The organism is Pseudoalteromonas sp. SA25, assembly GCF_011378705.1.
GTDB classification, from domain to species: Bacteria; Pseudomonadota; Gammaproteobacteria; order Enterobacterales; family Alteromonadaceae; genus Pseudoalteromonas; species Pseudoalteromonas arctica.
Genome location: NZ_WTKV01000014.1, coordinates 39,913 through 57,358, shown reverse-complemented (window position 1 = coordinate 57,358; position 17,446 = coordinate 39,913). Strand labels below are relative to the sequence as shown.

Sequence of the window (17,446 nt, the reverse complement as noted above, 5' to 3'; positions counted from 1 at the left end):
ATAACCTCCCTTTCGTTATTTAACTCAAAGGGCCGTAAGGCCCTTTTTTTGGTTTTATATTGGGCTGTTTTATTTAGAAATCAAACTTATTGAATAATCATCGTATTGCTTAATATTATTCATTACACTCATTAAAGTATTATGAGTACTGTTTTCGTCTGCGGTTATAAGTACCGAACTTATTTCATATTTAGCCGCGAATATCGCTAAATTAGTCGCAACTTGCTCTAAATCAATTAACCTCCCTGAAAAATATACTGCGTTACTTTCATCAATTCTAAATAAAGCATTTTTAACAGGCTTATCTATTTGAGGGCTGTCGAGTGGTCGGTTTAATTCAATAGCCACAGGTTTTACAAAAGATGTAGTTACAATAAAGAAAATTAGTAATATGAACACTATGTCTAACATCGAGGTCATATCTACATCAGCATTATTTTGCAGTTTAGTTAGTTTACTTTTCATATTGGACCTTATTTTTAATTAAATGCTGCGGCGCCACAGCAAGGTTTTAGGTACCTACTAACAAAATTAGCACAGCAAAAATAAAGCGTGGTTAAATAAATATTCTAATAACATTAAATATTTGTATTCATTATGTATTTAAAATGTGGCGAAATAAGGTGGTGTTTATACCAATTTGCTTATATATGGGGTCTATATGGCATCGTTATAGTGTGATTTAATTCGTTAAATTGCTTAAAGATTTATGCAGATTGGTATTAGAGGCAATAAAAAACCCAGCGCTAGGCTGGGTTGTATTTATGCGTTATGTAAGCTTACTGCTTTTGCATACGGCTCATTTCTGCATGGCAGCTTTGCATTGTTAATAATGTTTTAGCCAGTGCAGCTTCGCAATCAGCCGGTTGTGGTTTATCCATAGCGGCTTTAATTTCTACAAGCGTTTTATCTTCTACTTCTTCAAGCTCTTTTACATACGTGCTGTCGTTATGTGAGGTGAATGTAGTAAGTAAGGCTGTGTATGCACGTCGTGCTTCAACTGCGAAAGATGAACCATCTTCGCGTTCGCCTTTTTCATTAATTGCATATGGCTGCAAGCGCTCAACACTCACTTTTCGGGCATCTATCATACGCTGAAAAAGTGCGCCAATAGCAGGGTCTTCAACTTTTTCCTGTGCTTTTTGATAAAAGTCGATGCCGCTGTTCATAACTTGAATGATGTCAGTAATATGATTTACTTCTGATCCTTGATGGGTGTTCATAATGACCTCTTTTATTAAATGAATGTATAGTTCAATTTAATAAAGCAATGTATGTTCCACGTTTTTATTTTATGTAATTATTTGATTTTATTGATTTAATTTAATTGCAGAAAGGGGCTAAGTTAATGAGGGAAGTATTAACCTAGCAATTTTTACATTATATTGTGTAATAAAGTTATTTTAGCTCTTCAGCTACTTCGGCTACTTTTTGGCGTAACCAGATATGGCTCGCATCGCGATGCAACAGTGGGCTCCAAATCATATCAAGCTCAAAAGGAGGAATTGGAAACGGTGGCTCTAAAATTTTAAGCCCCGGATCATCTAAGTATATATTTGCAGCTTTTGAAGGAAGGGTCGCAATCAAATTTTTCTCTTTAGCTAAATGAATCGCTACATGGTAGTTACGCGTAAAAGTGGCAATGTTACGATGTTTACCAAAGTGGGCAAGTGCTTCGTCAACCCAACCAAGTTTTTGCACATCTTTAGGGTCCATGCCCACACCTACACCAAAACCTGTTTTACTCACCCATATATGGCGCGCTTTTAAGTAGCTGTCGAGGCTAAAGTTTTCAATAATAGGGTTGTCGGCCTTAACTAAGCAGCAAAAACTGTCTTTCCAAATACGTTTATGATGAAAAGACTGAGGTAAGTTTTCAAAACGGTTGATTGCCATATCTACTTTACCGTTTTCTACGTCATGAAAGGTTACATCACTTGGTGTGAGTATATCTAAAGTAGTATCGGGGGCTTCTTCGTGTAGTTTACTTAAGAGCTTTGGCGCTAACGTACTTGCAGCGTAATCACTGGCCATTATTCTAAATACACGTTTACTCTGGCTTGCCTCAAATTCTCTATTAGGTGCTAGGGTTTCTTCAAGCGTCATTAATATGCCACGAATAACGGGTTGTAACTCTAAAGCGCGCTCTGTCGGGACCATACCATCGCTGGTACGAACTAAAATAGGGTCGTTAAATAAGTTACGAAGACGTTTAAGGCCATTACTCATTGCGGGCTGCGTAATACTCAATTGATTAGCAGCGCGTGTTACGTTGCATTCTCGAAGCAATGTATCGAGATAAACGAGTAAATTTAAATCTATTTTACTTATATTCATTGTGTGTCCTTTGCGTCTACCAGTGATGGATAAATCGCTGTGCTGTCGGGTATGGGTAAATATGACTTACCTGCCCATTTTTTATATTTTGTTGCGCCTGCTTCCAAAAGCTAACATCTATAAGCTCTGGATGAGTGCTGAGGAAAAACTTTTTATACATAGGATTAGGCATTACAAATGTACATAACTGCTCTGGGAATACATCTTGTGGTGCAACAGAGTAACTTTGTTCATCCATTAAATAATCGTCGTAGCTCTTTGCTTTCGGTAATGCTCTAAAGTTCATATCTGTTAGGTATTGAACTTCATCGTAATCGTAAAAAATAATACGTTTGTGCTTACTTACACCAAAGTTTTTTAAGAGCATATCGCCAGGAAATATATTAACGGCAATCATTTCTTTTAGAGCTTGCCCGTATTCTTCAATCGCGTCTGCGGCACTTTCTTCATCAGCATTTTCTAAAAATAAATTGAGTGGTGTCATGCGCCGTTCAATATATAAATGCTTGATGATCAACCATTCGCCTTCAATTACCATTGATGAGCCAATTGTTTTATGTAATTGCGCAAGTAAATTACTATCAAAACGCGCCAAAGGAAATACGACGTTAGAATACTCTATGGTATCGGCCATTCTGCCAACGCGATCATGGTTTTTTACTAGTTGATAACGCTTTAATACGGTATCACGGCCGAAGGGCTTACTTTCACCAAATTTGTCTTTTATTACTTTAAAAACATAACCAAATGAGGGAAGGGTAAATACCATCATCACCATACCGGGAGTACCCGGTGCAATTGTAAACTCATCACTTGAGTGAGATAAGTGATTTAAAAACTCTCGATAAAACTCAGTTTTACCCTGCTTATGAAAACCCACTGCGTTATAGAGCTCAGCAAGTGTTTTGTTTGGCATAAGCTGATTCAAAAACCGGACAAGTGCTGAAGGTGCATGAGTCTCTACCATAAAGTAGGCGCGGGCAAAGCCAAAAATGACACGCATTTGAGATGATTTAGTTAAAAGTGCATCTAAATATAATCCGTTATCTTCATCGTGCAATACGGCGATTATAAAAGGCTGAACACCACTTTTTGAAACAACACGACCAACAATATAAGCTGCTTTATTACGATAAAAAGGTGTGTGCAAAATATCAAAGCGCATTTGCCAAGGTTGGTGATGTGTATCGGGTGCTTGTTTATAAAAAGCTTTAACAAGAAGGCGAATATCACGCTCTAAATTTACAAATGGGGCTTTAAAATCAAAATGATTAATAATGCGTTTTATTGTTGGCTTTAGGCCATCAACTACTGGAAAGTATGTCCTATATTCGGCCTCAACAGGTACTGAAGGAGCATCTTTCAAAGTTGCTTCTACAAATATAAAGTCATTATGAAAATAGCGCCTATGGTACAGCCGGCAAAATACAGAATTATAAAAGGTTTCGGCGAGTTCTGCTTGAGGGTGGAAACATAAAAAGTGCTGATATATCTTTTTAACTTCGAGCCATAGGCTTTCATCTAATTGCTCTGTTGGGGTTTCTTTTTTTAGCGCTTGTGTGGTTTCGTTAACACGATCATCATAATAGCTGATACGCAAACGGCTGATATCATTAATTGCTTGCCAATCTTTTTTTGCAAAGGCGAGAGGGGCTTTGGCCGTTGTTTTTTGAAATAGCTGATAGTGCCTTTTAAAACCCGTTAAAATTAATTCAGCAATATGGCGAGGCTGCATTTGCACTCCTTAATAGTCCCTAGAGCTTATACTCTATTGTGTTAAGGGTATGTTATTTTAAGTTTAAAACCAAGATAAATATTACTTGCTAATTAAGAGTGATTTATTGGTATTGAGCTATCTTTTTTTCGAGAATTTTAATTTGTTTAGTAATAACCAATACATCTTTTTTGTACTCTTTATTAATTATTTTTAATTTTTTAGTAATATCTTTGGTAATACGCTTTTTATCTTCAATGGCTAGAATATGATTTAACCGCTCTTGTTGTTTGTATTCAGCACGCTGCTTATTACGATCAAGTATTGTTAGCTTATGGTTATTACTGCGAAGCTCTGCCTGTAAGCCAGATAGAAGCCTTTCACGCTCAAGTTCGTTTAGTTGTTTAGTGTAGTCAACCTTAGGACCAGAATACTGATTACCCGTCGTGTTAACTTTATAAGTCGTTGCTTCGTCGTCACACGGCAGTTGAGAAAAGATTGTGCCTTTTTCTGTTACACATTTGTAGTAAGTGGTATCGCTAAAGCTAAAAAAACTGATAAGTAAAAAGCTAGAATGGAGAATATAACAAGAAGTTTTAAACATACATGTCATCCTTGGTTTTTATATCTAACAACAATATAAAACTATAACCTAGCTTGGTGGTATATCAAGCTAGGTTAGGATAACTGTTATTGGGTAAAGGTTTTGAGCTTTTTAATACTCTGTACTAAAAATGGTATATCTAAACCTTGTTCAATAGAAAAACCTTCAGCAGCGGAAATGTTTTTAAAGTTACCATCTGAATCTATTAAGGTAATCCTATCTTTTTTATAGGCTATAACGACACCCTGAGAGTAGTTCACGCCCATATCATCTTTTTTCTTGTATAAATTAACGCCCAGCATTGTTTGCTTAGCAATGGCTTTACAATTTAAATATTGGCCAACACTTGTTGCAATTAAATCGCTAGGTTGAATAAGTCCATCTACTTTAGAAATACGTTTGTCGGAGCTATATAAAGTTGATGTTGTTACTACTTCTTGCTTGTTATTGGCAAGACTAAAAGCAAAAACCTGTGTTTTATCATCTCGTACAACGGCGTTATCGCTACTTTTAATAACTCTAATTGCGCTAGAACTATGTGCTTGATCATTTATAAAACTAAGTTCTTCCACGCCGGTTACTTCAATGCTGCGGCGCTGACTTTGCCATGCGGGAAGAGTTTGATCTCTTAAAATTGCTGCTTTATAAAAAGCTGGCAAACCATACACTAAGCTAAATAGCATATCGTCGTGATTAGTTGGCTGTAAAAACTGCTCTGTTTTGTGTAAGTTTTTATTATCGGCAACAAATTTAGCGAGTTGTTGCTGGGTTTCAAATACAAAAATATCTACATTGGCTTGTGTGTAGTCTTCACACTTATCAAGCGGGCTTGGCATTTGATAACTAATGTTTTGGTTATTAATTTTTACGTTATGTGCTTGCTTATAGCTTTCTATATCAAGCAGGTCATTTTTAGCTAATAAACTTTTAGCGGTAGTAGGGTATGACAGTGGTAGTACATTATCTTGCTTCGTTACGTCAAAGTTTAAATTTGCGTCAGCCCAAATATGAATACTGTGACTAAGTGAAAAACACACTATTAAAAATGAAATTGCGTAACGTGCAAATTTATATTGTTTTAAGCGCTCAAGGTGTTGCCATGTGTAATTACTCACAAGTAGCTGAAAGCCTAAAATAAGTAATACAATCCCACTGGCTAAAATGGTTGTTAAAGCAGGTGAACTGGTTAAACGATGCCACAGTAGAGAAATAATCTCAGGTAAGGCAGATATACTTAGATGATAACCCAAATTAACGTAAACATAAGCATCAAGGGTAAGCAGTGAAGCGCCTAGTGTGGCTATAACAGCCGCCATGCCTCGTATATGTCGTGGGTAGGGGAATATTAAACTAAGCGGAAATACCGTCAGCACAAACGCTAAAAAGGCGATAAAACTAGTGTGGCTTAACCACGTTACTAGCATATAAGTAATGCCCATAAAGCTTGTTGGTGGCGAGTCGGCAAATAAGTAGCTTAAGCTAATAAATAGCGCCAAACCAATATTGGCAAAAGTAAACCAATGGCCCCAGCTTAATAGCTGACTCGCTTTTGATGAAAACTGATTGTGCTGCGATAAATTCATAGAGTTTATTTAACCGACTGTGATAGAGCTTTTGCAAAGTTCTCAGTTACGGCTTGTCTTTTCCCTGTTGGTACATGCTCTTTTAAGATATGCGTGATAGAATTTCCTAAACACATAAGGCTTAAATCTACCGGCGCATTGTGTTTAGTTAGCACATCAATAAGCTGATCGACGATTTGTTCTACTTCTTCATTAGAGTATTTTGATAAGATTGGCATCAGTTGGTTCAATAAAATAGTTATATTCTCGTATTTTAACACTAGAGGCGTGAAAAACAAAGATGACAACAGACGTTAAAAAATTAGTCGTTCATTATGTAGACAAAAAAGACGACGATACGCAAATTCACCTTCGAAATGATGAGATGGTAATTAACGATAAAGTAGCCGTTTTTATCGAACAATTACATCATGCATATAATGGTAAGCCAGGTAAAGGTTACTGTGCTTTCAGTGGTGATAAAAACAGCGTTGTAGCATCTGCAATGCAAAGCTACCGTAACGATGAGCTAGGCTTTTGGCATATGACCGAGCAAGCCTCAACGGTTTTAAAAGAAGAGCTTGATAAGTATGCATTTAGTGAAACAGGCTATTTAGTATTTTGTCATTATCAGTATGTTGCTACCGATTACATGTTAATTGCGATGATTAACATTAAAGAGCATTACTCTATGACCTCTGAGCTTGATTTAGCGGCTTCTCGCCATTTAGATATATCTCGCATGCAACTTGCTGCTCGTATCGATTTAACAGCATGGGATACGCAAGCAGAAGATAATCGTTATATTTCGTTTATCAAAGGTCGTGCGGGTCGTAAAGTTGCTGACTTTTTCTTAGACTTTTTAGGCTGTGAAGAGGGTATTGATTCAAAACAGCAAAGCCAAGTAATGCTTAGCGCAGTAGAGGATTATTTATCAGAGCAGCAGTTTGATAAATCAGAAAAAGACGATTTACGTAAACAAGTATTTGATTACTGTAATGATTGCGTAACCACAGGCGAAGATGCAAGTGTGAGCGATCTATCTGCAACGCTTACAAAAGGCGATGACAGTCCGTTTGATAGTTTTTGCAAAGAGCAAAGCTATGACTTGGAAGAAACTTTCCCCGTTGATAAAAAAACAGTAACCAGTATGGTTAAGTTTTCAGGCCTTGGTGGTGGTGTAAGTGTAAGTTTTGAACGTAAACACTTAGGCGAGCGCGTAACGTACAACGAAGCAACCGATACACTAGTGATTAAAGGCATTCCGCCAAACTTAAAAGATCAGTTACAACGTTTTATGGAAAATGAAAAAGAGTAGTGTTTAAGTACCTAAATTAAAAGAAAAAGCCGTGTTATAACGCGGCTTTATTAATTAGATAACGATAATAACTATTTGTTCGTCTTACAAGTGATTTTCAAACCAATAATTGAACTTTTCGGGTTAAAGTCAGATCGAGCATGACAGGCGAAATTACGATGAGTCCATCTCCAATTACCTCTTCCATAGCGAAGAGTGTTCTCAGTCTGGTCTTCTAATCCCATCTCCATCATTCGTTTATTGATATCAGAAAAAGTAGCATTGAAAAAGCCATTGCTATCAGTTCTAGAAGAAAAATCTTTTGTGTATATTTTCCCTTGGTAAATAATTTCACCCAAACCATTAATAAATCTTGCTGTCACACTATGGATAGGAACAGTTGAGTATTGATAACGACTAGGTGCTAAAAAGGAATGTTCAAAGTTGAAGCTTTTTTTAGGAGTTATATATTGCTGTTCAATTAAGTCTAAATTTAATAACACTATTTGGTTCCAACCCACATAGTTTAGGGCTTCTTTAATAGAATTAACCTCTTTTGGAGTCTTGTTAATTATTGGACTTTGCGAAGTGCTGTTGTTCTGTTGAGGATTGCCTGATTCATCATCTTGCTCACAAGGGATATCGGTAAACGATACTTTGCCCAGTTCGTCTTCACACTTGTATACTTTTGCTTGTAAAACGAAACTTGAAAATAAAAGTATCGTGAACATAATTTTGATCATATCAATCCTTGGTTATTATAGTGAATTTATTTTTTTTTGAATGAGTTCCATATAGCGTAAATGGACTTGGATCTCACATTTATTTTCAGCTATCTGGTCCAGCGAGTTATCAATGGCATATTTAATTGATTCATTTTTTTTATAGTACTCTTGTTGTTTTTCAAGGTGAGTTTGTAACCTCTGGTTTTCTTTTTTTAATTTTTCTTTAGTATTTTCGTGCATTCTTAACCCTACTAGGGCTTTTCTTTTTGGAGTGTCAGAATCATGGAATTTTGAACGAGTAATGCCTTGAAATATATTCCCTTTATATGCAATAAGCTTATTACAGCTGAGCCTAGCTCCTGTTCCTTTAATTATTACTTCAGAGCCCGGAATATGTTCTTCAGGCTCATCTTCAAAGCCATGAATACGGTTATTAGTTTTAACTACAACTTTTTGTACAGTAGGTGTAGATTCAATTCCTTCAACTACTTCTGCTCTTTGATCTGTTGGAACATCTGAGAAATGACGTACACCATTTTTATCGACCCAACTGTAAACTTGTTGTGAACTGGCTGTTGCTGAAAATAATATAAGACCAAAAAGTAACTTCTGTTTCATTTGGTTATTGGGCATGTTGCCTTCTTATGGATTGACTCAAATATGTATTTAATTATAGTGTTATATTAGGCTAAAAACCCATTACTATGTCAAGGAGGAATTATCAATATGAGAGGAGTTATTTATTGTTTATTGGCTACTTTTTTACTATTTGTTTGCTACAGCAAATTAACAGAGAAGAAAATAGTGAGTGACTATTACAAAATGAGCGAACAAATTCAAATTGACGCAAAGCTCAAGAGCTTAACGGCAGATCAAGAGTTCCACCAGCAAATGTTAGACGCTGGCAAGAAAAGTGAAAAGCATTTTTTACTCTATAGTATTGATCCAACCATGCCTAAAGTTGAGGAGTTAGAGCAACGCTGCACAGATCTAACTTTAAAGTCATATAGATCAGAATCTATTTATGATAAAAATATTGCAGAACTTGAATGTGATAAATATGAAGCGTACAAATTGGCGAATGAAAGCTAACTATTAATAGTTTAAGTTGGTATTAAACAAAAAAGCCCCACTATTTATTAAATAGCGGGGCTTTTTAATAAGTGTTAGTTATTAATCAACACTCAATGTTTTAGTCATTGCAGAACTTGCACGACCAGCAGGTTTGATAGAACCCGCACGTAAACCACTATCTGGCACTAGTTCACGTTTATCGTGAGCCATTGCTACAGATGTGTGTTTTACTTCGCTATCAGCTACAGGAGTAGGCTGTGCCATTGGCGCACTTGCAGACCCTTGAGTAACCGCTGTTTTAACATGCGGTGCTGATTTTTCAGTTTTCACTTTTGCTTCAACTTTAGCGGGCTCTTCAGTTACTACTGGCGTTTCAACTTTAGCTGGCTCTTCAGTTACTACTGGAGTTTCAACTTTAGCTGGTTCTTCAGTTACTACTGGCGCTTCAACTTTAGCTGGCTCTTCAGTCACTACTGGCGTTTCAACTTTAGCTGGCTCTTCAGTTACTACTGGCGCTTCAGCTTTAGCTGGCTCTTCAGTTGCTACTGGAGTTTCAACTTTAGCTGGCTCTTCAGTTACTACAGGAGTTTCAACTTTAGCTGGCTCTTCAGTTACTACTGGAGTTTCAACTTTAGCTGGCTCTTCTACAGCTTCAACTTTTGCTAAGTCTTCAACTGCAACGGCTTGTTCAATTTGCTGCGCTGCATCCACAGGTGTTTCTTCAGATTTAGCTTTAAGCTCTGCTTCATATTCTGCAGCAGCTTGATCAGCAACTGGAACAAATGCAGGGGCTTCGTCAGATTTAACTTCTGCTTCACCTTCAGGACGTCGACGACGTTGACCTGATGCACGAAGATGACGAGGAGAACGGCGTGAACGTGTACGTGTTTGCTCTTGCTCGTCTTCAGTCGTTGCTGCTTCATCGTTAGAATCAACAACGTCAACTTTCTCTTCTTTAATGTGAGCTGTTTTTTCTGCCGGAGCTTGTGTTTGCTTTTCTACAACAGGTGCTTGCTCTTGAACTTGTGGAGTATCAATAACTACAGCTTGTTCAGGTGTTTGCTCTGTTGAGTTAGCTTGCTCAGCGTTTTCATCTTGCAGACGTACTTTTTTACGTATGTTACGACGTTGACGGCGAACTTTAGGCTTTTGCTCTTTAGGCTCTACAGCTTGAGCTGGCTTAGAATCAGTTTCTACTTCTACTTCTGCTTTTACAGGGGCTTCAGTTTTAACTTGATCTTTTTCTTCGCTTTTATGCTCTGGGCGCTTACGAGAGTTAGGGTTACGACGACGCTTATTGCGGTTCTCGTTTCTCTCTTGAGTCTCGGTACTTGTTGCTGCTGGTGAGTCTGTTTTAACTTCCTCTTCAGCTGCAGGGCGCTCATTGCGTGGTTTATTAGTGCGCGGGTTATTATTACGACGACGTTGGTTGTTATTACGACGACGATTATCGTTACCACGGCGAGCGTTATTACGCGCTTCTTGCTGCTCTTTTTCTACAGCTTCTTTTTTCTCTTCTACTGTTTCGCTTGCAAATAACGATTTAAACCATTTAGTGATTGCTTCAAACAAGCCACCTTCAGTTTTAGTCTCTGTTACTACAGGCTGAGCTACTGGTGTAGGCGCTGCTTGTGGAGCCGGTGTAGAAGGCATTACAACACCTTTTAGCATTGGCTCTTCACGTACTGGTGCACTTGGTGATTTTGACATCTCAAATGCTTCAGGTTCTGGCGCAACAACTTGTCCGTAACTTACCGTTTCAAGTGTTTCGTCTTTACGTAAACGCATAACTTCGTAATGTGGTGTTTCCATATGTTGATTAGGAATAATCACTACGTCACATTTATGATGTTTTTCAATGCGATGAACACTACGACGTTGCTCATTTAATAAATAAGCAGCAACGGCAACAGGCACTTGTGCATTTACTTGTGCTGTGTTGTCTTTAATTGCTTCTTCTTCAATTAAACGAAGTATAGAAAGCGCAATTGATTCGTTTGAACGAATAGTACCTTGGCCACTACAACGTGGACATGGGCCTTGGCTTGCTTCACCTAATGAAGGACGCAAACGCTGACGCGACATTTCAAGTAAACCAAAGCGCGAGATTTTACCAATTTGAACACGAGCACGATCTGGACGAGCAGCATCTTTTAAACGATTCTCTACTTCACGCTGATGGCGTGGAGGCGTCATATCGATAAAGTCGATTACAATTAAACCGCCTAAGTCACGCAGACGTAATTGACGTGCAATCTCATCGGCCGCTTCTAAGTTAGTATTAAGTGCTGTTTCTTCAATATCGCCGCCTTTAGTTGCTTTAGACGAGTTGATATCGATAGACGTTAGTGCTTCAGTTGGGTCAATTACAATTGAACCACCAGAAGGCAGACGTACTTCACGCTGGAACGCAGACTCAATTTGGCTTTCAATTTGGTAATGCGTAAATAAAGGAGTGTCGCCTTGATAAAGCTTAACACGGCTCATAAAGTCAGGACGAAAACGCTCAATGTGCGCTTTAGCTTCTTCAAAAACACGTGGTTTATCAATTAAAATTTCGCCAATATCACGACGTAAATAATCGCGTATCGCACGGAATATTACATTGCTTTCTTGGTGTATTAAAAATGGCGCTTTAGCACTATCGGCTGCTTGTCTAATTGCTTCCCAATGTACTAATAATGCTTTTAAATCGTAGTTTAATTCTTCAAAGGATTTACCAACACCCGCTGTACGAACAATTAAGCCCATACCTTTAGGAAGTTCTAAACGACCCAATGCTTCTTTAAGTTCAGTACGTTCATCACCTTCAATGCGACGAGAAATACCGCCAGCACGAGGGTTGTTAGGCATAAGCACTAAGTAGCTACCAGCAACACTGATAAAAGTAGTTAACGCAGCGCCTTTTTGGCCACGCTCTTCTTTATCAACTTGTACTATAACTTCTTGACCTTCTTTGATCACGTCGCGAATGTTAGGGCGACCATGAAAAGTGTAACCTGTAGGGAAGTAAGTACGGGCAATTTCTTTTAAAGGAAGGAAACCATGGCGGTCAGCACCGTAATCAACAAATGCTGCTTCAAGAGATGGTTCAATGCGAGTTATTTTGCCTTTATAAATATTGGCTTTTTTCTGTTCGTGACCTGGGCTTTCGATATCTAAATCATAAAGGCGCTGGCCATCAACCAGTGCTACGCGCATTTCTTCTTGCTGCGTTGCATTGATTAGCATACGTTTCATATTGTTACTCTACTTATTTATGTCGCTGACATGACGATGTTTTTCTCGCCTGTTCAGTTGTCCCTATTTTTAGAATGTGCAGCCTCACGACTGGGTCTTTAACGGAACGGCTCTGTTTCTCGTATGCAGTATTTTAAATGCTGGCAAACAATAGCAATTATTATCGCTATTAAATTCTTAATGGTGCTAAAACTGTCGGCTTTTCAGCTACGTTTACAAGTTTTACCCAGAAGTCGGCCTGTCATATTAATCTTACTAAATATCATTCATATTAGGCGCGTAGGGCTCATTAAGTTGGTGAGCAATACATACTGATGTATCGCTAATATCCGTTTTAAGAGCAAAAATCGCTGCCGATGTTAATGAACGCTTATTTATTAGATTTTTTTAGTTCTAAATAAGCTGCTATACGGTACTACAATAATTGAGCTAGTGCTGAACGACGTTTTTTACGTCGTCACTATCAGACAAATTATCTGTTCATTGCTTTCTCTAGCACGTTAAAAATCGCTTCATGTTCAAACTTAACCAGCAATATATTACGCGCATTGCCGTTAATTGATCGCACGTGTCAACTGAGGAGGCATAAAAGCTTTGGAAAACTTAACTCGGATCTGTATGATCGGCTACCCAGAATGTGCATCACGAATGTTTTAATGTGTTAAAAAGCACCGTTGTTATTTGCAAATACTAAATATTTGCGCTGCTGATTATCCCACTATTATTACAGTGTTAGCAACTAAATTATTTTACTTAAATTAGTGATTAGGCAATGTCAGAAAAAAACGACTTACAAGTAACTTATGTCACGATCAACGAAGACCATTTAGGTCAGCGTATTGATAACTTTCTTATTACCCATTTAAAAGGGGTGCCTAAAAGCGCTATTTATAAACTTTTGCGCAAAGGTGAGGTACGCGTTAATAAAAAGCGTATTAAGCCTGTATATAAACTACAGCTTGAAGATGTACTTCGTATTGCACCTATCAGGGTTGCTGAGCGTGAAGAATTTGTTCCATCAAAATTAGACAAAGTAACTCGCCTTGAAAACGATATTTTATTTGAAGATAAATACCTTATCGTAATAAATAAACCATCAGGTATGGCTGTTCATGGCGGCAGTGGTTTAAGTTATGGCTTAATTGAAGCTTTGCGAGCACTTCGCCCAGAGGAACGTAGCCTTGAGCTAGTTCATAGGCTTGACCGTGATACATCGGGTTGTTTACTTATAGCGAAGCGTCGTTCGGTGTTAACAGCATTGCATGAACAGCTTCGCGAAAAAACAATGGAAAAAAATTACTGGGCACTTGTAGAAGGGCAGTGGGATTCTAAAACTAAAAACGTTACCGAAGGGCTGCGTAAAAATACACTTAAATCGGGCGAGCGCGTAGTACGCGTAGATAACACTGAGGGAAAACCTTCACATACTCGTTTTAAAGTACTTGAACGTTTTAATGATTGCTCGCTTGTACAAGCATCGCCTGTTACAGGGCGTACGCACCAAATTCGTGTGCATACGCAATGTAAAGGTCACCCAATAGCGTGCGACGATAAATATGGCGATCAGGGTTTTGACGATTCTATGCGTAAAGTTGGGTTAAACCGATTGTTTTTACACGCACATGATTTAAGTTTTTATCACCCTAAAAACGAAACAACGATGCGTATTGAAGCACCGCTAGATAAAACGCTTAAAAATACATTACTAAAATTACGAGATGCAAAACTGTGATTGCAGTGACTCCAATTAAAAAATATAAGCTCGTCATTTTTGATTGGGACGGCACTGTTATGGATTCAGTGACTAAAATAGTTAACTGTATTCGTAGTAGCGCCGAGTCACTTAATTTAGTGTCGCCAAGTGATTTAGCCATTAAAAACATTATTGGTATGTCGCTTGAAAAAGCAATTGACGTTTTATTTCCTAATAATGTAGCGCAGCATCAAGCGTTAATTTCAGGTTATAAATATCAATACAGTGTGGATACTACTCCCACGCCTATATTTGCTAATGTTGTCAGCGTTTTAGCTGCCTTAAAAGAGCAGGGCATTGTTTTAGCGGTTGCAACAGGTAAAGGTAGGGGTGGGTTAGAGCGCTTGCTTGAACAAAGTCAATTGCGCCATTTTTTTAGTGCAACACGTACAAGCGATGAAGCGCAATCAAAGCCCTCTCCAGATATGTTGTATCAATTACTTGAAGAACTTGGCATAAGTGCTCAAGACGCTGTAATGATTGGCGACACTCAAATAGACATGACAATGGCAAAAGCAGCTGGCATGGATAGAATTGGCGTAACAATGGGTGTCCATAACGCACAGCAGCTAAATAAGCTTAGCCCTGTTGCAACAGTAGATAGCTATCTGCAGCTGCAACAGGTTCTGCTTGGTTAATTTATTTAACTAGAACTTGTTTTGAGCAGTAAGTACATCAATACCAAACTCAGCCAGTAGCTGGCTGAGTTTAATTAATGGTAATCCAATTAAGCTGTTAGGATCGTCTCCGCTTAACTTTTCAAATAAACAAATACCCAACCCTTCACTCTTAAAGCTGCCAGCACAGTTATAAGGCTGCTCAGCATCGCAATAAGCACTAATTTGTGCATCACTGAGTGTTTTAAACGACACATTAAAAGGTTCTACGCAGGTTTTTTTAGTGCCAGTTACAATATCGTAAACACAAAGCCCAGTTAAAAATGTTACAGTATTACCGCTAAATAAATTTAGTTGTTTTACGGCATTTTGTTTATTATGTGGTTTACCTAAAATTTGATTATTAAACACAGCGACTTGGTCTGATCCAATAGCTAACCCTTTGTTAAAGTGTTTATTAGCCGCTGAGGCTTTTAATTCACTTAAACGCTTAACCAGTTTGGTAGGTGTTTCGCATTCAAGTGCTGATTCGTCAACGTCTGGTGAAAACGTATCAAATGGTAAATTAAATTTTTGTAATAAAGACTGCCTAAAAGGCGAGCTTGACGCTAAAATGAGTGGATGCTTCACGGACTGTTTTCCTACGATAATTCAGATTGAGTTAGGATAAATCAGATCCGAGAGTAAAACACGTTAAAAACCAAGTAAAAATGGTTTTTTACTTTGACTAACAAACTAACTATCTATATGATGCAGCCCCTATGCAAAAGGTGAAAATTCCCATCACTCTTCATCCAGGCAAAGCAGCGCAGCACCGTTTAAAGTATGACGGAATTGTACCGCTTGAAAAACTTACTCGTTTAGAGAAAGTTGTGCAGGAAGAAGTAGGTGAAATAGCGGTAAAAATACATTGCAAAAACGATGATCAAGGTTTCGCTGTGATTAGAGGCAATTTGTCCACACACGTTACTGTCATTTGTCAACGTTGTAATGGTGATTTAGGGTTGGATTTGGTTCAAGACTTTGCATATTCACCAGTAGGTGAAGATACAGAGTTAGATATTTTTCCAGAAGACTACGATGAAGTAGCGCTTGATGAAAATGGTGAAGTTAACGTTTTTAATTTAATTGAAGACGAACTAATTTTAGCAATTCCATTAGTGGCTACCCACAACGAAGCTTCATGCAGTTATTCAGCAAAGCCTGCCAGCTTTGGTGTATTAAAGGCGGAAGATGATAAACCTAATCCATTTGATATTTTGAAACAACTTAAGAAAGATTCTTAGGAGAAGACTATGGCTGTACAAAAAAGCAAAAAGTCTCGTGCAAGACGCGGCATGCGCCGTTCACACGATGCGATCAGTGGTCCAACTTTAACTGTAGATCAAACATCTGGTGAGACTCATCGTCGTCACCATGTGACTGCAGATGGTTACTACAAAGGCGTTCAAGTAATTTCTAAATAAGAGATTACTTATATGCTGAAAGATCTAACCATAGCGTTAGATATGATGGGGGGCGATTACGGCCCCCGTTCATCTATTCCTGCTGCCGTTTGTGCAGTAAATGCTCATGCCAATCTAACTCTCATTTTATGTGGCAATGAACACGTTATATCTAAAGAACTCGAATCCCTCGATTCTCTACCTCATCCTAGACTCATAATTCGTCACTGTAGTGAAATAGTCACCAATGCCTGTGAACCTGCAATTGCTGTGCGTTCAAAAAAAGATTCATCTATGCGTGTTGCCCTAGATTTAGTTAAATCGGGCGAAGCTCAAGCATGTGTTAGCTCAGGTAATACCGGCGCTCTATTTTTTATGGCTCACTATGTATTAAAAATGCTGCCAGGTGTTAAACGTGCCGCACTCATTTCATCTGTTCCTACAGAGCTTAAAAACCCAGTATATTTACTCGACTTAGGTGCTAATGTGCATTGTGATGCGCAAATGCTCTATCAGTTTGGCATTATGGGCTCTATAGTTGCAGGACAAGCACTTGGTTTGGATAATCCTCGCGTTAGTTTATTAAATATTGGCGCTGAGGACATTAAAGGCCACGACGACATTAAACAAGCTGCACAATTAATGCAGCAAAGCCCACATATAAATTATATTGGTTACAGCGAAGGAAGTGATATTTTTTCGGGTAAGGCTGATGTCATTGTATGCGAAGGGTTTGTTGGCAACGTAGCACTTAAAACATGTGAAGGCATTGCCAAGCTTATTATGAATAAGTTTACAACCGCGCTCGAAAAGCACCTTTTATATAAATGTATGGCGTTTATATTGCGCCCAATAATAAAAAAACTCTATAAAAGGGTGAACCCCGACCAGTATAACGGTGCTTCTCTGGTAGGATTGCGCGGTATTGTCGTTAAAAGTCATGGAAATGCGTCAGCTAAAGCATTTCAAGCAGCAATTGATGAAGCGGTAAAAGAGGTTGAACGTCAACTTCCTGATAAAATAGCCGCTATTTTCGAAAAAACACATTCTAAAGACACGGCGGTTAATCAATAATTGA

Annotated in this window: 18 protein-coding genes; 7 read left to right on the top strand and 11 right to left on the bottom strand. The window is 38.2% G+C overall.

Annotation, left to right across the window (positions count from 1 at the left end; genetic code table 11):
- Window positions 1–69: 69 nt before the first annotated feature.
- The 7 genes from GQR45_RS12670 to GQR45_RS12640 all read right to left on the bottom strand — a co-directional run bounded on the left by GQR45_RS12670 (window position 70) and on the right by GQR45_RS12640 (window position 6,456).
- Window positions 70–465, bottom strand: coding sequence for a biopolymer transporter ExbD (locus tag GQR45_RS12670; protein WP_165726129.1), 396 nt, complete (start codon window positions 463–465; stop codon window positions 70–72).
- Between the two features lie 314 nt (window positions 466–779).
- Complete coding sequence (locus GQR45_RS12665; RefSeq protein ID WP_007585695.1) at window positions 780–1,223, bottom strand: PA2169 family four-helix-bundle protein; 444 nt, start codon at window positions 1,221–1,223, stop codon at window positions 780–782.
- 175 nt (window positions 1,224–1,398) lie between these two features.
- Window positions 1,399–2,337: a LysR family transcriptional regulator gene (locus GQR45_RS12660; protein WP_002961484.1), complete on the bottom strand. Its 939-nt coding sequence runs from the start codon at window positions 2,335–2,337 to the stop codon at window positions 1,399–1,401.
- Window positions 2,338–2,353: 16 nt separating this feature from the next.
- Complete coding sequence (gene aceK, locus GQR45_RS12655; RefSeq protein WP_007585698.1) at window positions 2,354–4,072, bottom strand: bifunctional isocitrate dehydrogenase kinase/phosphatase; 1,719 nt, start codon at window positions 4,070–4,072, stop codon at window positions 2,354–2,356.
- Window positions 4,073–4,175: 103 nt separating this feature from the next.
- Window positions 4,176–4,655 (bottom strand): hypothetical protein, encoded by a 480-nt coding sequence (locus GQR45_RS12650; protein ID WP_007585700.1) that lies wholly within the window; start codon window positions 4,653–4,655, stop codon window positions 4,176–4,178.
- Between the two features lie 86 nt (window positions 4,656–4,741).
- Window positions 4,742–6,238, bottom strand: coding sequence for a DUF3413 domain-containing protein (locus GQR45_RS12645; protein WP_007585701.1), 1,497 nt, complete (start codon window positions 6,236–6,238; stop codon window positions 4,742–4,744).
- Between the two features lie 5 nt (window positions 6,239–6,243).
- Window positions 6,244–6,456, bottom strand: a complete 213-nt coding sequence (locus GQR45_RS12640) for a DUF1414 domain-containing protein (protein WP_007375276.1) — start codon at window positions 6,454–6,456, stop codon at window positions 6,244–6,246.
- A gap of 62 nt (window positions 6,457–6,518) precedes the next feature.
- On the opposite strand from GQR45_RS12640, the gene yejK reads away from it, so the two are divergent.
- Complete coding sequence (gene yejK / locus GQR45_RS12635; protein ID WP_121955650.1) at window positions 6,519–7,535, top strand: nucleoid-associated protein YejK; 1,017 nt, start codon at window positions 6,519–6,521, stop codon at window positions 7,533–7,535.
- A 71-nt stretch (window positions 7,536–7,606) separates the two neighbouring features.
- Here the strand turns inward: yejK and GQR45_RS12630 are convergent, their stop codons facing one another.
- Together GQR45_RS12630 and GQR45_RS12625 are read right to left on the bottom strand one after the other, a co-directional pair.
- Window positions 7,607–8,257 carry a DUF4124 domain-containing protein gene (locus GQR45_RS12630; RefSeq protein ID WP_165726128.1) on the bottom strand — a complete coding sequence of 217 codons (651 nt, stop codon included), beginning with the start codon at window positions 8,255–8,257 and terminating at the stop codon, window positions 7,607–7,609.
- 15 nt (window positions 8,258–8,272) lie between these two features.
- On the bottom strand, window positions 8,273–8,872 hold the full coding sequence (locus GQR45_RS12625) for a DUF4124 domain-containing protein (RefSeq protein ID WP_165726127.1): 600 nt from the start codon (window positions 8,870–8,872) through the stop codon (window positions 8,273–8,275).
- A gap of 93 nt (window positions 8,873–8,965) precedes the next feature.
- Between GQR45_RS12625 and GQR45_RS12620 the strand changes: the two genes are divergently transcribed.
- Window positions 8,966–9,331, top strand: a complete 366-nt coding sequence (locus tag GQR45_RS12620) for a hypothetical protein (protein WP_007585713.1) — start codon at window positions 8,966–8,968, stop codon at window positions 9,329–9,331.
- Between the two features lie 81 nt (window positions 9,332–9,412).
- On the opposite strand, the gene rne is transcribed toward GQR45_RS12620, so the two are convergent.
- Window positions 9,413–12,553, bottom strand: coding sequence for a ribonuclease E (gene rne / locus GQR45_RS12615; RefSeq protein WP_165726126.1), 3,141 nt, complete (start codon window positions 12,551–12,553; stop codon window positions 9,413–9,415).
- A 772-nt stretch (window positions 12,554–13,325) separates the two neighbouring features.
- Here rne and rluC point away from each other — a divergent pair.
- The gene (gene rluC / locus GQR45_RS12610) at window positions 13,326–14,285 is read left to right on the top strand and encodes a 23S rRNA pseudouridine(955/2504/2580) synthase RluC (protein WP_010554171.1); all 960 of its coding nucleotides are present in this window, start codon (window positions 13,326–13,328) and stop codon (window positions 14,283–14,285) included.
- Window positions 14,282–14,944 carry an HAD-IA family hydrolase gene (locus GQR45_RS12605; RefSeq protein WP_346774202.1) on the top strand — a complete coding sequence of 221 codons (663 nt, stop codon included), beginning with the start codon at window positions 14,282–14,284 and terminating at the stop codon, window positions 14,942–14,944. Before rluC ends, GQR45_RS12605 begins: the two co-directional genes overlap by 4 nt.
- Window positions 14,945–14,953: 9 nt before the next feature.
- On the opposite strand, the gene GQR45_RS12600 is transcribed toward GQR45_RS12605, so the two are convergent.
- Entirely contained in the window at window positions 14,954–15,553 is a 600-nt protein-coding gene (locus GQR45_RS12600; protein WP_165726125.1) for a Maf family nucleotide pyrophosphatase, read from the bottom strand.
- Window positions 15,554–15,684: 131 nt separating this feature from the next.
- Between GQR45_RS12600 and yceD the strand changes: the two genes are divergently transcribed.
- Genes yceD through plsX form a run of 3 tightly spaced genes read left to right on the top strand, consistent with a single transcriptional unit; the run spans window position 15,685 to window position 17,442 of the window.
- A complete protein-coding gene (gene yceD / locus GQR45_RS12595) occupies window positions 15,685–16,209 on the top strand; it encodes a 23S rRNA accumulation protein YceD (RefSeq protein ID WP_007585727.1) in 525 nt (174 codons plus the stop codon).
- A gap of 9 nt (window positions 16,210–16,218) precedes the next feature.
- Complete coding sequence (gene rpmF, locus GQR45_RS12590; RefSeq protein ID WP_002962381.1) at window positions 16,219–16,389, top strand: 50S ribosomal protein L32; 171 nt, start codon at window positions 16,219–16,221, stop codon at window positions 16,387–16,389.
- Between the two features lie 12 nt (window positions 16,390–16,401).
- Complete coding sequence (plsX, locus tag GQR45_RS12585) at window positions 16,402–17,442, top strand: phosphate acyltransferase PlsX (protein ID WP_007585728.1); 1,041 nt, start codon at window positions 16,402–16,404, stop codon at window positions 17,440–17,442.
- The last annotated feature ends 4 nt before the right edge of the window (window positions 17,443–17,446 follow it).

What these genes read in the sequence shown, in the direction of transcription:
- GQR45_RS12625 (WP_165726127.1), bottom strand. Translation starts at nt 8,872, where the DNA reads ATGCCCAATAACCAAATGAAACAGAAGTTACTTTTTGGTCTTATATTA.
- rluC (WP_010554171.1), top strand. Translation starts at nt 13,326, where the DNA reads ATGTCAGAAAAAAACGACTTACAAGTAACTTATGTCACGATCAACGAA.
- yejK (WP_121955650.1), top strand. Translation starts at nt 6,519, where the DNA reads ATGACAACAGACGTTAAAAAATTAGTCGTTCATTATGTAGACAAAAAA.
- rne (WP_165726126.1), bottom strand. Translation starts at nt 12,553, where the DNA reads ATGAAACGTATGCTAATCAATGCAACGCAGCAAGAAGAAATGCGCGTA.
- GQR45_RS12645 (WP_007585701.1), bottom strand. Translation starts at nt 6,238, where the DNA reads ATGAATTTATCGCAGCACAATCAGTTTTCATCAAAAGCGAGTCAGCTA.
- yceD (WP_007585727.1), top strand. Translation starts at nt 15,685, where the DNA reads ATGCAAAAGGTGAAAATTCCCATCACTCTTCATCCAGGCAAAGCAGCG.
- aceK (WP_007585698.1), bottom strand. Translation starts at nt 4,072, where the DNA reads ATGCAGCCTCGCCATATTGCTGAATTAATTTTAACGGGTTTTAAAAGG.
- plsX (WP_007585728.1), top strand. Translation starts at nt 16,402, where the DNA reads ATGCTGAAAGATCTAACCATAGCGTTAGATATGATGGGGGGCGATTAC.
- GQR45_RS12660 (WP_002961484.1), bottom strand. Translation starts at nt 2,337, where the DNA reads ATGAATATAAGTAAAATAGATTTAAATTTACTCGTTTATCTCGATACA.
- rpmF (WP_002962381.1), top strand. Translation starts at nt 16,219, where the DNA reads ATGGCTGTACAAAAAAGCAAAAAGTCTCGTGCAAGACGCGGCATGCGC.
- GQR45_RS12640 (WP_007375276.1), bottom strand. Translation starts at nt 6,456, where the DNA reads ATGCCAATCTTATCAAAATACTCTAATGAAGAAGTAGAACAAATCGTC.
- GQR45_RS12670 (WP_165726129.1), bottom strand. Translation starts at nt 465, where the DNA reads ATGAAAAGTAAACTAACTAAACTGCAAAATAATGCTGATGTAGATATG.
- GQR45_RS12620 (WP_007585713.1), top strand. Translation starts at nt 8,966, where the DNA reads ATGAGAGGAGTTATTTATTGTTTATTGGCTACTTTTTTACTATTTGTT.
- GQR45_RS12665 (WP_007585695.1), bottom strand. Translation starts at nt 1,223, where the DNA reads ATGAACACCCATCAAGGATCAGAAGTAAATCATATTACTGACATCATT.
- GQR45_RS12650 (WP_007585700.1), bottom strand. Translation starts at nt 4,655, where the DNA reads ATGTTTAAAACTTCTTGTTATATTCTCCATTCTAGCTTTTTACTTATC.
- GQR45_RS12630 (WP_165726128.1), bottom strand. Translation starts at nt 8,257, where the DNA reads ATGATCAAAATTATGTTCACGATACTTTTATTTTCAAGTTTCGTTTTA.